Source organism: Streptomyces sp. NPDC053513 (assembly GCF_044544765.1).
Classification (GTDB): domain Bacteria; phylum Actinomycetota; class Actinomycetes; order Streptomycetales; family Streptomycetaceae; genus Streptomyces; species Streptomyces litmocidini.
In genome coordinates this window covers 497078-512166 of sequence record NZ_JBITXP010000003.1, presented here as the reverse complement: position 1 = coordinate 512166, position 15089 = coordinate 497078, and the positions used below count along the sequence as shown (strand labels likewise).

At 74.9% G+C, this 15089-nt stretch carries 11 protein-coding genes and 1 pseudogene; 8 read left to right on the top strand and 4 right to left on the bottom strand.

Features of this window, described 5'->3' with window-relative positions:
• Positions 1-474: 474 nt before the first annotated feature.
• The gene (locus ACIGW4_RS07870; RefSeq protein ID WP_398713826.1) at positions 475-1794 is read right to left on the bottom strand and encodes a streptophobe family protein; all 1320 of its coding nucleotides are present in this window, start codon (positions 1792-1794) and stop codon (positions 475-477) included.
• 85 nt (positions 1795-1879) lie between these two features.
• Here ACIGW4_RS07870 and ACIGW4_RS07865 point away from each other — a divergent pair.
• Positions 1880-3277, top strand: a pseudogene (locus ACIGW4_RS07865) (DUF6777 domain-containing protein); the annotation flags it as partial.
• A gap of 713 nt (positions 3278-3990) precedes the next feature.
• Here the strand turns inward: ACIGW4_RS07865 and ACIGW4_RS07860 are convergent.
• Positions 3991-4122, bottom strand: coding sequence for a hypothetical protein (locus ACIGW4_RS07860; protein ID WP_260174788.1), 132 nt, complete (start codon positions 4120-4122; stop codon positions 3991-3993).
• 90 nt (positions 4123-4212) lie between these two features.
• Here ACIGW4_RS07860 and ACIGW4_RS07855 point away from each other — a divergent pair, with 90 nt between their 5' ends.
• Complete coding sequence (locus ACIGW4_RS07855; protein ID WP_399579084.1) at positions 4213-5682, top strand: PLP-dependent aminotransferase family protein; 1470 nt, start codon at positions 4213-4215, stop codon at positions 5680-5682.
• Positions 5683-5757: 75 nt separating this feature from the next.
• Positions 5758-6261 (top strand): FBP domain-containing protein, encoded by a 504-nt coding sequence (locus ACIGW4_RS07850; RefSeq protein ID WP_123458452.1) that lies wholly within the window; start codon positions 5758-5760, stop codon positions 6259-6261.
• Between the two features lie 25 nt (positions 6262-6286).
• Here the strand turns inward: ACIGW4_RS07850 and ACIGW4_RS07845 are convergent, their stop codons facing one another.
• Positions 6287-7468, bottom strand: a complete 1182-nt coding sequence (locus ACIGW4_RS07845; protein ID WP_399579082.1) for an acyl-CoA dehydrogenase family protein — start codon at positions 7466-7468, stop codon at positions 6287-6289.
• A 239-nt stretch (positions 7469-7707) separates the two neighbouring features.
• Here ACIGW4_RS07845 and ACIGW4_RS07840 point away from each other — a divergent pair, with 239 nt between their 5' ends.
• On the top strand, positions 7708-8916 hold the full coding sequence (locus tag ACIGW4_RS07840) for a CaiB/BaiF CoA transferase family protein (RefSeq protein WP_399579079.1): 1209 nt from the start codon (positions 7708-7710) through the stop codon (positions 8914-8916).
• 66 nt (positions 8917-8982) lie between these two features.
• Entirely contained in the window at positions 8983-9663 is a 681-nt protein-coding gene (locus ACIGW4_RS07835) for a GntR family transcriptional regulator (RefSeq protein ID WP_123458455.1), read from the top strand.
• Positions 9664-9863: 200 nt separating this feature from the next.
• On the opposite strand, the gene ACIGW4_RS07830 is transcribed toward ACIGW4_RS07835, so the two are convergent.
• Complete coding sequence (locus ACIGW4_RS07830) at positions 9864-11306, bottom strand: hypothetical protein (RefSeq protein WP_398713816.1); 1443 nt, start codon at positions 11304-11306, stop codon at positions 9864-9866.
• A 573-nt stretch (positions 11307-11879) separates the two neighbouring features.
• Here ACIGW4_RS07830 and ACIGW4_RS07825 point away from each other — a divergent pair.
• The 3 genes from ACIGW4_RS07825 to ACIGW4_RS07815 are packed head-to-tail and all read left to right on the top strand — an operon-like array spanning position 11880 to position 15012.
• Complete coding sequence (locus ACIGW4_RS07825) at positions 11880-13010, top strand: LLM class flavin-dependent oxidoreductase (protein ID WP_398713814.1); 1131 nt, start codon at positions 11880-11882, stop codon at positions 13008-13010.
• On the top strand, positions 13007-13924 hold the full coding sequence (locus ACIGW4_RS07820; protein WP_398713812.1) for an ABC transporter permease: 918 nt from the start codon (positions 13007-13009) through the stop codon (positions 13922-13924). Before ACIGW4_RS07825 ends, ACIGW4_RS07820 begins: the two co-directional genes overlap by 4 nt.
• 50 nt (positions 13925-13974) lie before the next feature.
• Entirely contained in the window at positions 13975-15012 is a 1038-nt protein-coding gene (locus ACIGW4_RS07815; RefSeq protein WP_399579073.1) for a glycine betaine ABC transporter substrate-binding protein, read from the top strand.
• Positions 15013-15089: the final 77 nt, after the last annotated feature.

The window sequence follows — 15089 nt, the reverse complement described above, 5'->3', positions numbered from 1 at the left end:
GGGTCCAGGCACAGCAGCCTCGGGCGCCGGCAGGGCGCGGGTCCGTTGTGCCCACCCGTTCCGCCCCAGCGGAACGATTGCCCACAACGGGGTGGTCGGGGGCACCACATCAGCGGGCGCAGCCCACGACGGGGGTGGGCGGGGGCACCGCCCCAGTGGGCGCAGCCCGCAGCGGGGGCGCGGGGCGGGCACCGCCCCGCGGGCGCAGCCCGCAATAGGGTGGGCGGGGCGCCGCCCGGCGGGGGCGCGCCCATGGCAGGGGCGCGGAGGGCACCGCCCCGGCGGCGCGTCCGCGGCGGGGCTCGGGGTGGTACGGGACTTCGTTCTCGGGGGTGACCGCGCCGCTGCCCGGTGCCCGGCTCGCCGTCCGCCGGGCGGTCCGCGAACCCGACCCGGTCCCGACCGCGGCGGACCTCGCCGAGCACGGCGCGCGCGGAGACCGACACGCTCTGTCCGGGGCCGCGCGTCCTGGCTCTATGTCTCCTGGTCGACCTCACCCTTGCGGCGGACCCGGGTCGCGAGGAGGCCGCCGAGGAGGCCGAAGGCCAGGCCCCAGAGGAGTCCGAAGCCGGCCGTCTTCCAGACGTCCGGGCGGAGCACGACCTCGCCGCCGAGCGAGGAGAGGTCGCCGATGCCGAGGACGGAGAGGCCGAAGTGGGCCTCGACCAGGGTGACCGGTGCCGCGACCAGCATGGTGAGCGCGAAGGCGATGCCCAGGTGCAGGGCGTGCTGCCAGAGCTTGACCCGGGCCGGGGAGCGGACGGCCGCCAGGAAGGCCACGGCCAGCACCAGGACGGCGGCGATGGGCAGCAGCCACCACGCGCGCGCGTCCTGGGCGGCGAGGGAGGACAGGTCGACGGTCGAGAGGTCGGGGCTGTCGCCGTTGCCCCGCAGGACGGCGTCGAGGACCTGTGGCATGGGCAGGCCGAAGGGGCCTTCCGCCTTTCCCTGCCAGGAGCCGCCGATGCCCACGCCGAGCGCGAGCCAGGTGACGTTGGGCAGGCCCAGGAGGAGGACGGCGAGGGTCTCCGCGGCGTGGCCCTTGGTCGCCGCGACGACGATCCCGATGACCAGGCCGACGACGACGTACGCGAGGAGCAGCAGGAGCATCGCGAAGGCCGCGGGCCGGACGGGTTCGTGGTAGCGGACGAGCCGGGGCGGCAGCGGGGTCCTGCGGGAGACGAGGAGCGCGATGGCGAGCACTCCGAGGATCCACAGCAGCCCGTAGAAGAGCGTGGTGCCGACGTCGGTGCGGAAGCCCACGGTGGGGTTCACGGCGTCCAGGAGGTCGCCGAAGAGGTCCATGAGGGGGTCCTGGGCGTTGCCGCCGCCGAGGGTGAGGGGGAAGTCGTGGCGGGCGAGGGCCGAGATCCCCGCGAGCGCGGCCAGCCAGAGCACGACGACACTCGCCGCGCGGAGCAGGAGTTCACGGGCACTGGTCACCGCGTGGTGGCGCAGGGGACGCAGGAAGCAGAAACCCGTGACCAGTGCGCCCACCAGGGTGACGGTGAGCGGCATGGCGGTCAGTTCGGCCTGGGTGCCGGCGAGGGCGCCCGCGTCGCCGGAGAGTTCCACCTTGCCGCCCGAGGCCATGACGACGACCGCGGCGAGGACGGCGGTGAAGCCACCGGGGAGATCGGCGGCGCCCGCGGCCCACAGTCCGAGCCCGGCGACGACGCCCATCGCGACGAACCCGGCGACCACGGCGGCCAGGGCCTGGAGGACGGCACGGGCGTAGAGCCCGGCCGGAGGCGCGGACGGCCGCGCGGAGGTGGGGAGCCGACTGCTCGTCACCCTGCCCACGCTAGTACCGGGGCCGGAGGTCCGCTTGTGGGCGGAAGGGCTTCCGCTTGCGGGCGGGCACCGTTCGGCGCACACAATGGGCGCGGAACGGAAGAAAGGGAAAAAAGTGACTTCCCACCCGCCGTCCGGCCCTCCGTCGGTTCCCCCCTCAGGTCCCCCCTCGGGCCCCCTCTCGGGCCCGAGCACCCGCCCGGGAAGCGCCGGTCCCCCGCCGCCACCCGGACCGCCCCACGACGGTTCGGGGGGTGGCCGGGGCGGTGGTGGCGGTTCGTCGGGCGACGGGGGTCCGTCCGGTGGCGGCGGCCCATCGGGCGGCGGCGGGGCGGGAAGCGGGGGCGGGGGACCGTCGGGCGGCGGTTCGTCCCGTGCCGGAAGCTCGGGAGGCGGCGGCCCCTGGTGGCGCTCCGTCCCGAAGGTCGCCTCGGTCACCGCCGCGCTCGTGGCGGCCGCGGCGCTCGCGGTCGTCCTCACCAACCGCCCCGGCGACAAGGGCGACACGGCGGGGTCCGGCGGCGAGGTCTTCCTGCAGAACGCCGCCGCGACCGGCCCGGACCCCTTCACCAAGTCGACGGCCCGCACCGACGGCGGCGGTTCCGCCCCACCGGCCTCGCTGCCGCCCCGTACCGCCTCGGCCGTGCCCCAGATGTCGGGGGCGACGCCCGGCCTCTACGGCGGGACGCGGTCGGTCCCCAGCTGCGACGTCGAGCAGCAGATCCGCTACCTGTCCGCCGAACCCGCGAAGAACGCCGCCTTCGCCTCGGTCGTCGGCGTCCCGGCCAACGGCGTGCCGGCGTATCTCCGCTCCCTGACCCCGCTTCAGCTCCGGATCGACACCCGGGTGACCAACCACGGCTTCCGGAACGGCGCCGCCACCGCCTACCAGTCGGTGCTCCAGGCCGGCACGGCGGTCATGGTCGACGGCCACGGCGTGCCCCGGGTCCGCTGCGCCTGCGGCAATCCGCTGACCGGCCCCGTGGCGCAGAAGGCACCCCGCACGACCGGCACCCCCTGGCAGGGGTACAGCTCCCAGCAGGTCGTCGTGGTGGCGCCCTCGGTGACGGTCGTGAACGTCTTCGTGGTGTACGACCCCCAGGACGACGGCTGGTTCGCGCGGAAGCACGGCGATACCGGCGAGCACGACAAGCCGACGACGCCGCCTCCCCCGCCGGCCCCGGTCTCCCCGTCGGCGTCCCCCTCGACCTCCCTGTCCACTTCGCCGTCGGCCTCCCCGCTGTCGCCGGTGCCCTGCGTGACGGTGACGGGCACGGAGACGCCGACGCCGCGCAACGGGGTCACGCCGTCGCCGTGTCCTTCGACGCTCTCGCCCTCGGAGTCGACGTCCTCGTCCTCCTCCTCGTCGCCGCCGCCGTCCGACTCCTCCTCTTCCTCTTCCTCCTCCGGTCCGAGCGACTCGACGCCGTCGACGGAGTCGTCGAGTCCGGAGTCGGCGCCGGCGCCGGCGTCCGACAGTTCGGCGGGGCTCACGAGCCAGTCGGCGGGAGCGGGCTCGCCGCTGTCCTCCTCACGGTGGGGAACCCCGTCGACCCCGCTCCTGAGCTCCGAACGGCCCCCCATCGCCTGAACGTCCCACCGGGTCGCGGGCTGCGGCCTGCACCCGCGGGGCGGCGCCCCCGCCGTGCGGTGCCCACCCCGCGCCCGCGGAGCGGCGCCCCCGCCGTTGTGACCTGCGCCCGCGGGGCGGTGCCCGCCCCCGCGCCCCCGTTGTGGGCAGTCGTTCCGCTGGGGCGGAACGGGTGGGCACAACGGACCCGCGCCCTGCCGGCGCCAGAGGCTCATGCGCCTGAACCCGCACCCCGTGTGCACCGCCGCTGGTGGTGCGGGTCCAGGCGCGGAACGCGGAGGCGCCGCTCAGGGCGCCGTCCCGTGTGCCCACCCGTCCCGCCCCAGCGGGACGACTGCCCACACGGCGGGTGGGAGCCGCCCCGGCGGGCGCGGACCCCACACGGGCGGGGGTACCGCCCCGCAGGGCGCGGGCGCAGCCCGCACGGGCAAGGCGGGGGCGCCGTCCCGGCGGGCGCGGGCCCACACGGGAGTGGCGGGAGGGCACCGCCCAGTCGAGCGGAGGGGGCACCGCTCCGCAGGACGTGGCCCGTGCGGAGGGGGCGGCGCTCCGCCGGGCGCGGCCCGCAACCCCGGGGGGCGTCGGTCCGGTCGGGTGGCCGGTGGTCAGGTGGGGGGTCGCCGCGTGGTGGGGCGCAGGCGGTGGAGCCAGGCGGCGAGCCGCAGGGGGCGGGCCGGGCGCTCCTCCGCGCGCCGCTGCCACATCCGCTCGTCCCGGTCGGTGAAGTGTCCGGACATCGGTGGTCTCCTTCCAGTCCACTGGGAGCGTCGGAAGGGAGTCTGTAACCTTATTGGCCCGGACAGCAGAGCCAATGAGGAGTGATTGGCATGGCAGTGGCACGCGTGGTCCACACTGCGGACCGAACCCTGACGGGCCGCCAGCTCGCCTCGCTCCTCACCCCTCCCCCGGAGGGCCGGTTCGGGTACCGGGAGCTCGCGCGGGCCGTGCGGGAGGCACTGCTCGACGGCCGGGTGGCGCTGCGCCTGCGGCTGCCGGCCGAGCGCGAGCTCGCCGCGGTGCTCAGGGTGAGCCGGACCACCGTGACGGGGGCGTACGACCTGCTGCGGGAGAGCGGTTACGCGCACAGCCGGCGCGGCGCGGGTACGTGGACCGCGCTGCCGGACGGGCAGGCGCCCACCGTTCTGGGGGCCTTCCAGGACGACGCCGGAGCGATCGTCGACCTCGCCCTCGCCGCGCCCCCCGCCCCGGAGGCCGAGCTGTCCGCCGCGCTGGCGGAAGCCGCCGCCGAGCTGCCCCGCTACGCCGGGTCGCAGGGCTACCACCCGTACGGACTGCCCGCCCTGCGCGCCGCGATCGCCGAGCGCTACACGGCCCGGGGCCTGCCGACCCTTCCGGACCAGATCCTCGTCACCACGGGCGCCCAGCAGGCCGTCTCGCTGGTGCTCGCGCTGCTCGGCCGGGCCGGTGACCGGGTGCTCGCCGAGAACCCCTCGTACGCCAACGCCCTCGACGCGATGCGGGGGCGCATGCTCCGCGTCACCCCGGTGCCGGTGACCGAGGCCGGGTGGGACACCGGGCTCGTCGACGCGGCGCTCCGGCAGACCGCGCCGCGTCTGGCCTATCTGATCCCGGACTTCCACAATCCGACCGGCTGGCTCATGCCGGCGGAGCAGCGCCGGGAGCTCGCGCGGTCCGCGCGGGCCACCGGGACCTGGCTGGTGGTCGACGAGACGCTGACGGACATGGCCCTGGACGTGCCCGCGCCGGTGCCGTTCGCGGCGGCGGCCGGTGGGGGCGACGGCGAGCAGATCGTGTCCGTCGGCTCGCTGAGCAAGAGCTGCTGGGGCGGGCTGCGGGTCGGCTGGGTGCGGGCCGCGTCCCGGGTCGTGACCGAGCTGGCCCGGGTGCGGATCACGGCGGACCTGGCCGGCTCCGTGCTGGACCAGCTGGTGGCCGTCGCCCTGATGGGCCGCCTCGACGTGATCCTGCCGCGGCGCCTCGACGAGCTGCGGCTGCGCCGGGCCGCGCTGGCCGACGCGCTGGCCCGCCACGTGCCGGAGTGGCGGTGGGCGGTGCCGCCGGGCGGGATGTGCCTCTGGATCGACCTGGGCCGACCGGTGGCGTCCTCCCTGGCGTCCCGGGCCCTGCGGCACGGGGTGCGGGTGGAGGGCGGTGCCCGGTTCGGGGTGGACCCGGGCACGCACGAGCACCGGCTGCGGATCCCGTTCACGCTGCCCGTGGAGGTGTACGAACCGGCGGCGGAGCGGCTCGCGGCGGCCCTGGACGGCGCCCCGGGGCGCTTCGCCGATCCGGCGCTGCCGGACTGGGTGGCCTGAGGGCCGGGCGGGCGGCGCACCGGCGGGCCTCATATTCGGATGCCCGTTCCGGGCGGTGCGTGTACGGTCCACCGAGTGGAACCGCTGACCGACAAAGAGATCCGCTCGTCCTTCGTGAACTGCACCAAGGGCGAGGCGGCGCGACTCAAGCTCCCCCTCGACTTCGCCGAACTCCCCTGGGAGGACCTGGACTTCCTCGGCTGGGTCGACCCGGGCGCGCCCCTGCGGGCGCACCTGGTCGTACCGCGCGAGGACGGGCCGCTCGGCGTGACCCTGAGGGTCCCCGCCGTCGGGCGGACCAGCGCCGTGAAGTCGAGCATGTGCCAGGTCTGTCTGACCGCGCACGCCTCCTCGGGCGTCACGCTCCTGGTGGCGCCGCTGGCCGGCAGCCGCGGCCGCGAGGGGAACACGGTCGGGATCTATCTCTGCGCCGACCTCGCCTGCTCCCTCTACGTCCGGGGGAAGCGGCAGCCGAAGCTGCGCCACCGGCGCCACGAGGAGTCCCTCGACCTCGACGAGCAGGTCGCCCGTCTGACGGGCAACCTGGACGCGTTCCTGGAGCGGGTGACGGCGGGCTGAGGGGCCGGGACGGTGTCCCGGTGGCTCAGCGGAAGGCCTGCTCGCCGGTCAGCGCCTTGCCGATGACCAGCGAGTGGACCTCGCTCGTGCCCTCGTAGGTGAGCACCGACTCCAGGTTGTTGGCGTGGCGCAGCACCGGGTATTCGAGGGTGATGCCGTTGGCGCCCAGGATCGTGCGGCACTCGCGGGCGATCGCGATCGCCTCGCGGACGTTGTTCAGCTTGCCCACGCTGACCTGCTCGGGGGTGAGGGCGCCCGCGTCCTTGAGGCGGCCGAGGTGGAGGGCGAGGAGCATGCCCTTGCCGAGCTCGACCGACATGTCGGCGAGCTTCTGCTGCGTCAGCTGGTAGGAGGCGAGGGAGCGGGCGAAGACCACCCGGTCCCTGGCGTAGGAGATCGCCGTCTCCAGGCAGTCGCGGGCGGCGCCGAGCGCGCCGAAGACGATGCCGAAGCGGGCCTCGTTGAGGCAGCCGAGGGGGCCGGAGAGGCCGCGGGCCTCCGGCAGCACGGCGTCGGCGGGCAGCCGCACGTCCTGGAGGACGAGTTCGCTGGTGACGCTCGCGCGCAGCGAGAGCTTCATCTTGATCTCGGGGGCGCTGAAGCCGGGGGTGCCGGCCGGGACGAGGAAGCCGCGGACGCCGTCCTCGGTGCGCGCCCAGACGACGGCGACGTCGGCCACCGAACCGTTGGTGATCCACATCTTGGTGCCGTTCAGCACCCAGTCGGAGCCGTCCCGCTTGGCGTTGGTCCGCATGGCGCCGGGGTCGGATCCGGCGTCCGGCTCGGTGAGCCCGAAGCAGCCGATGTACTCGCCGGCGGCCATCTTCGGCAGCCACTGCTGCTTCTGCTCCTCGGAGCCGTACTTCCAGATCGCGTACATCGCGAGGGAGCCCTGTACGGAGACGAGGGAGCGCAGTCCGGAGTCGACGGCCTCCAGCTCCAGACAGGCCAGGCCGTACGCGACGGAGTCGGTGCCCGCGCAGCCGTAGCCCTCCAGGTGCATGCCGAGCACGCCGACGCCGCCGAGGGTGCGGGCCAGCTCGCGGGCGGGGATCTCGCCCTTCTCGAACCAGCCGGCGACGTGCGGCCGCAGCTCGCGGTCGGCCATGGCCCGGACGGTGTTGCGGATCTCCCGCTCCTCGTCGGTCAGGAGCCCGTCGACGGCGAGCAGGTCGAAGGGGTGGACGGGGGTGGACGGCGACTTCACGGACGGCCTCCTGACGACTGTGGCAACTCGGCGAGCCGAAGCGTAGCCCCCGATCGGATATTGGATCCAGTATTGAAAATCCCACATCCGAGCCGTACGGTCCGATTGGATCCAATCTTCAATCGCCTGGATCCGATGTCCAGTTGTCGGATCCGCGCCCCCGTCGCGTGGATCCCGCCTCCGGTTGCCCGGATCCTCCTCCGGCCTCCGGTTTCTCCAGCGGGAGCGAGGGAAGCTGCATGCGCGCAGACCAGCCGGACGCACCGGGGACGCCCCCGACGGGCGGCGCCCTGTCCGGGATCGTCGTCGCCGATTTCGGCCGGGTGCTCGCCGGGCCGTACATGACGATGCTCCTCGCCGACCTGGGCGCGGACGTGATCAAGATCGAGCGGCCGGGCTCGGGGGACGACACGCGCGCGTGGGGCCCGCCGTTCGCCGCGGGAGAGGCCACGTACTTCCTCGGCGTCAACCGGAACAAGCGTTCCGTCTCGCTCGACCTCACGGACCCAGAGGACCTGGCCGCGGCGCGCGCGATCGTGGACCGCGCCGACGTCCTCGTCGAGAACTTCCGCCCCGGCACGATGGAGAGGCTCGGCCTCGGGTACGAGGAGCTGCGCGTGGGCAACCCGGGTCTCGTCTACTGCTCGGTGACCGGCTTCGGCGCCGCCGAGGGCGCCCGGCTGCCGGGCTACGACCTGCTCGTCCAGGCCATGGGCGGCCTCATGAGCGTGACGGGGGAACCGGGCGGGCCGGGCACGAAGGCCGGGGTCGCCCTGGTCGACGTCATCACCGGCCTCCACGCCGGCCTCGGCGTCCTCGCCGCCCTGCGCCACCGGGACCTCACCGGCGAGGGCCAGCGGATCGAGGTCTCCCTGCTCGGCTCCCTCCTCTCGGCGCTCACCAACCAGGCCGCCGCCCACCTCGGGGCCGGGGTCGTGCCGCGCGCGATGGGCAACAGGCACCCGAGCATCGCCCCGTACGAGGTGTTCGAGGCGCGGGACCGGCCGCTGGTCCTCGCCGTGGGCAACGACCGGCAGTTCGGGGCGCTGTGCGAGCGGCTCGGTCTGCCGGAGCTCGCCGGGGACCCCCGTTTCGCGACGAACACCGCCCGGGTCGCCCACCGGGAGGAGCTGGTCGAGGCCCTGGCCGGCCCGCTCGGCACCCGTACCGCCGACGCCTGGTTCGAGGAGCTCACGGCGGCCGGCGTGCCCTGCGGGCCGATCAACGACCTGGCGGCCGCCTTCGACCTCGCCGACCGGCTCGGGCTCGCGCCGCGCGTCCCCGAGTCCGCGGCCGGCCCCGGCCAGGTCGCCCACCCGATCCGGCTCGACGCCACTCCGCCCTCCTACCGCACCGCTCCCCCGCGCCTGGGCGAGCACACGGAGGACGTGCTGGCGGAGCTGGGACGGGTCGTCCCCAGGGCATCGGCGGCGGACGACGGCGCGTAGGAAGATGGTCGCCGCCGGTGGCGGGGTCCAGCGGCGGCGACGTGAGGGAACGGAGGGTCACAGGCGATGAGCAGCGCGGTGCAGAAGCGGCGGCCGCAGACCGCCCAGCAGTTCGTCCTGGAGGAGCTGCGGCGCGCCATCACCACCGGGGAGCTCAGGCCCGGCGGGCCGATCCGCCAGGAGGCCCTGGCGGCGCGGTTCGAGGTGAGCCGGGTGCCGCTCCGGGAGGCCCTGAAGGCCCTGGAGGCCGAGGGCCTGGTGGTCCATCACGTCCACCGGGGCTACTTCGTCGCCGAACTCTCCCTGGACGACCTGGAGGAGATCTACCGCATCCGCGAGCTCCTGGAGACCGAGGCGGTCCGCAGGGCCGTCCGGAGGATGCCGGACGGCACGGTCGGCACGCTCGAACGGATCCAGCGGGAGGTGGAACGGGCCGCCGAGGAAGGGGACGTGGCCGCGATGGCGGCGGCGAACCGGCTCTTCCACTTCACCCTGATCGAGGCGTCCGGGATGCCGCGCCTGGTCCGCCTCGTCACGACGCTGTGGGACGCCACCGACGCGTACCGCTCGCTGTACTACGCCGAGTCGCCGCACCGGCAGCAGGCCGTACGGGAGCACCGCGCCGTGATCTCCTCGCTCCGCCGCGGCGACGAGGAGAACGCCGTCCACTGGCTGGACGAGCACCGGGCCCACGCGGTGGCCGCGCTGCGCGAGGTCCTCGACGTGAGGACTCCGGAAGAGGACTGACCCCAGGGACTTCGGGGACTTCGGGGACTTCAGGAACCGCAGGGACCTCAGAGGTCTCGGGACCTCAGCCTCGGGACCTCAGGGACCTCAGGGACCCCAGGCCCTCAGGAGCCTCAGGGCTTCAGGCCCCCAGGAGCCTCGGGACTCAGGGCCCCGGGGTCTCGGGACCTCGGGGCCTCGGGGTCTCAGGCCCTCGGGACTCACGCGGAGGTGCCGGGTCCGGCTCCCCTGCGCCGGACCGCTCCCGCGACGACGAGGAGCGCGGCCACGACGGCCAGGGCCCAGGGGGCGCTGTCGGCCGCGTACAGCGGGTCCGTGAACATACCGGCGGCCGCGAGCCCCAGGAACGCGCCCGACGCGAGGAACCCGGTGCCGCCCGGCATGGCGTCCGCGGTCCGCCAGTTCCTGCGCGGGATCCACAGCCGCAGCAGCTCCACGGTCACGGCGAGGGAGACCAGGCGGGTCGCGACGGCGCACCACAGCGGTGTCGCGTCCGTCTCGCCCGCGCCGAACACCGCCGTCACGCCGAAGAAGACGACCGGTACGAGCCAGCCGAGGCTCGCCCGGACGCCGGACGCCGACGAGGGCTCGGCGGCCTCCGCGTCCACTCCCGCCTTCGGCCCCGACTCCGGCTCCGGCCCCCACTTCGGCTCCGGCTCCGGCCCCGCCTCAGAGCTCTGCTCCGGGGAGCGAGGAGCCGGGATCGCCGGCGGTACGTCCGGTACCGGGCGGAGGGCCCGGGAGCGTGCCCGGCGGTCGCGGAACCCGAGATCGCCGTACAGCTCGACGTGGGCGGCCAGTTCGGCCCGGAGCCCGATCAGCCGCTCCGCCGTCTCGTCGAACCCGGCCCTGCGCCGCGCGGCCTCCTCCCCCGCCTCGCGCTGGGCACCGGTCAGCGTCGCCAGGCGCTCCGCGTGGAGCTGTTCGGCTTCGGCTCGGGCGGCCCCGGCGACCTTGGGGAGCTCGGCGAGTTCCGCCGTGAGGCGTACCCGCTCGTTCTCGATGATCTCCCCGATGCGGTGCCGCTCGTCCGGGGGCAGTTCCTTCGGCGCACGGGCCTCCGCCCGGGCGACCGCGCTCCGCCGCCACTCCACCAGCGGCCTGCCGCGGTGCTCGCCGATCCCGTTGACGTGGACCTTGCGGCCCTGGGTGCGGTGGATGTAGAGCACCTCTCCGCCGCGGCCGTTGGGGGCCTTGCCCCAGCTGACCCGTTTGAAGTCGGCGGCCGTCCTGATGCCCTGCGCGGCGAGGTCGCGGACGAGCCCGCTGCCGATGCCGTTCACCTCGCTCGCCGTCAGGCGCGTGCCGCGCAGCGACCGTTCGATCGCTTCGCGGCGCAGGACGGCGAGCGCCCGGTGCTCCTGGCTCGCGCGCTTGTCGTCCAGGCCGTTCAACCGGCCGGTGAGGGACCGCTCGCCCCTGGTCTGCTTCTCGTGGACGCGCTGCAGGGCCTTGCCGTGGCGCGCCCGGGCGCGGGCACGCTCCGCGGCCTCGCGGTCCAGTCGTCGCCGGTCCGCGAGCTCGAACGGGCGGCGTTCCGTCAGGAGGCGTCGATGGGCGGCGACCGACTCGACGAGCCGTCGCCGCTCGGCACGTATCGCGGCCGGATCCGCGGCCTGGAGCGGGGTGGTGCTGTCGATCACAGGTGACTCTTCGGGTGACTCGTGAGAAGCAGGAGGCCTCATTATCGCCAATCGTTTCTCGCCAACCCACCGGCCCCGGGGGCACGTACGGGTCGCGGCCCCGCCGCCCTCCCGGCCACCTCCACCTGCGGTGGAACCGGGCACTCCGCCCATACCGCGTCCCGGCTGGCGAGACGCCGACGTCCGTATCGCGGACGCGACTTGTGAGCCGGCCCGCGCCGGGGCAAGGATGCGCGCATGACTCCCGCCCTCGTCTCCCGCCACCACGTGGATCTTCCGCGTGTCTCGGGGCCGTCGTGCCGGTTCGAGTCCTGTTGTCGCGCGACCTGTCGTCACGCGGTCTGTCGCCGTACGGCCTGTTGTCGCGCGGTCTGTCGCTGAGTCCCCTCCCGGCTTTCCGCACCTCCTCCCGCCGTCGGGCCCCGGCCCACGGCTCCGGCCGTCCGCGTCGCTCCTGACGCTCACGGGCCCGCCTTCCCGGGCCTGAACCCACAGGCCCCCCCTCACGTCCCGCGCCCGACGCGGTGCCGCGCGCACCCGTCCTCGCTCCGTTCTTCCCCGAGGTACGTCCGCATGTCCTCTTCCCCTTCCACCGCCCCCGTCCTGCACTGGTTCCTGCCGACCGGCGGCGACGGCCGCGACCCCGGCGGGGTCACCGCCGTCCAGGGCCGTTCCGCCGGAGCCACCCGCCGCGGCGCCGACCTCGGCTATCTGGCCCAGGTGGCCCGCGCCGCCGAACAGGCGGGATTCTCAAGGCTGTTGACCCCGGTGGGGCTCGGCTGCGTGGATCCGTGGGTCCTGACGTCGGCCGTCGCCGCGGTGACGGAGCGGATCGGCTTCCTCGTCGCCTTCCGCGCGGGCCTCGCCCAGCCCACGCTGATCGCGCAGCAGGCGGACACCTTCCGGCGCCTCTTCGGCGACCGCATCGCGCTGAACGTGGTCACCGGCGGCGACCCCGTCGAGCAGAAGGCGTACGGCGACCACCTCCCGAAGGACGAGCGGTACGTCAGGACGGGTGAGCTCATGGGCGTGGTCCGCGAGTTGCTCGACGGCGGGGCCGTCACGCTGGAAGGCCGTCATGTGCGGGTGCGGGAGGCCCGCCTGACGGCGCCCTCCGTCGAGACCCCCGTGCCCCTGTACTTCGGCGGCGCCTCCCCCGAGGCCGAGGAGGTCGCGGCGCGCCACGCCGAGGTGCAGCTGCTCTGGGGCGAGCCCCCGGCCGCCGTCGCGGAACGCGTCGCCCGGGTCCGGGCCAAGGCCGCGCGGGCGGGCCGCGCCCTGCGCTTCGGCCTCCGCCTCCACGTCATCAGCCGGGACACCTCGGCCGAGGCCTGGCAGGAGGCCGACCGCATCCTGGCCGGCTTCGACCCCGCGGCGGTCCGCGCCTCGCAGGAACGGTTCGCCCGTATGGACTCCACCGGGCAGGCCCGGATGACCGCGCTGCACGGCGGTTCCGCCGAGAACCTGACCGTCGCGCCCAACCTGTGGGCGGGCATCGGACTCGTGCGCGAGGGGGCGGGGACGGCACTCGTCGGCTCGCACGACGAGGTCGCGCGACGGCTCTTCGAGTACGGACGGGCCGGCATCGACGAGTTCGTCCTCTCCGGCTACCCGCACCTCGAAGAGGCCTACCGCGTCGGCGAGGAGGTGGCGCCCCGGCTGCGTGCGCTGACCGGGGCGGCGGCCGGGAGGGCGGCGGCATGACCACCGCTCTCGACACCACGGACGACCGGTCCCCGCGCGACACCAAGAGCGGCGCCGGGCAGGAGGCCGGGGAGGCCGCCCGTGCGGTCCCCTCCCCCGTACGCCCGGTCCGCCGCGCCTGGGCCGGGGTCGCGGCGCTGCGCTGGGCCGCGCTGCGGCTCCTCGCCCTCGCCGTGCTCCTCGCCGCCTGGCAGGCCGTGGTCGCCGCGGGCGTCTGGCCACGGGTCCTCGTCCCGTCCCCCGGCGACGTGTGGGCGGCCTTCGTGCGGGCGTCGACCGTCCACGACGGGGTGCGCGGCATCAGCGGCCACCTGCTCGTCGAGCACCTCGCGGTCTCCCTGCGCCGGATCGCCGTCGGCACGGGCTACGCGGCGCTCGTCGGCGTCCCGCTGGGGCTGCTGATCGGCGTGGTGAAGCCGCTCGCCGTGGTCCTGGAGCCGGCCGTCACGTTCCTGCGCACGCTGCCCCCGTTGGCGTACCTCTCGCTCCTGGTCATCTGGTTCGGCATCGACGAGTCCCCGAAGATCTGGCTGCTGCTGATCGCCGCCCTCCCGCCCGTCGCGGCGGCCACGGCGGCCGCCGTACGGGGCGTCCCCGCCGATCTGGTCGAGGCGGGGCGGGCGCTGGGCGCGGGGCCGGTGGCGCTGCTGTTCTCCATCCGGCTCCCCGCCGCCCTGCCGGAGATCCTCACCGGCGTACGGATCGCAGTCGGCATCGCGTACACCTCGGTCGTCGCCGCCGAGACCATCAACGGCGTCCCCGGGATCGGCGGCATGATCCGGGACGCCCAGCGCTACAACCAGACCGACGTCGTCATCGCGGGCATCATCGCGATCGGCCTCTCCGGGATCGTCCTCGACGCGCTGTTCAAGGGGCTGGAGCGAGCCGCCGTGCCGTGGCGCGGCCGCGCCTGAGCCCCTTCCCGTCCACCTGGTCCTCTTCCGTTCTCCCCGAAGGAACCGTCATGCCCTCGTCCCGTCGCGGCGCCGTCCTCGCCGCCTCCGCCACCGCCCTTCTCCTCGCCCTGTCCACCACCGCCTGCGGAACGGGCGGCGAGGAGGGCGAGGCCGGCAAGGTCCGGGTGCGCATCGCCTACCAGGCCATCCCCAACGCCGATCTGGTCGTGAAGAACCAGGGACTGCTGGAGAAGGCCCTGCCGGACGCCGAGGTGTCCTGGGTGAAGTTCGACTCGGGCGGCGACGTCAACACCGCCGTGATCGCCGGGGCCGTGGACTTCGGACTCCTGGGGTCGAGCCCGGTCACCAAGGGGCTCTCGGCGCCGCTGCACATCCCGTACAAGGTGCTCTGGATCCACGATCTGATCGGCGACAACGAGGCCCTCGTCGCCAGGAAGGACATCGCGTCCGTCGCCGCCCTCAAGAGCCGGAAGATCGCCACTCCCTTCGGCTCGACCTCCCACTACTCCCTGCTCGTGGCGCTGGAGTCGGCCGGGCTGAAGGCCTCGGACGTGACGCTCGTCGACCTCCAGCCGCAGGACGCGCTCGCGGCCTGGCAGCGCGGCGACATCGACGCCGCCTACGTGTGGACGCCGAGCCTGACCGAGCTGAAGAAGGACGGAAGGGTGCTGGTCACCAGCCGGGCGATCGCGGAGCGGGGCAGGCCGACCGCCGACCTGGGTGTGGTCACCGACGCGTTCGCCGCCGCGCACCCGGAGATCGTCGACGCCTGGGTGAAGGCGGAGGACCAGGCCGTGAAGCTGGCCGAGAGCGACCCCTCGAAGGCGGCCGCCTCCATCGGCGCCGAGCTCGGCATCGGCCCGGAGGACGCCCGGAAGCAGCTCGCCGAGCTGGTCCTGCTCACCGCGGAGGAACAGCAGGACGCGCGGTACCTCGGCAGGCCGGGGGCGCCGGGCGGGCTCGCGGCGAACCTCCACGACGCCGCCGTCTTCCTCAAGGGGCAGAAGGCCGTCGACGCCGTGCCCGGCCGGGCGGACTTCGCGAAGTCCCTCGCGGTGAAGGAGCTCGACCGTGCCGTCCGCTGAGACCGGGACGCCCAGCGGGACCGGGGCCCTTGCCCAGGGGACCCGGACGCCCGCCGAGACCGGAACGCCCGCCGAGA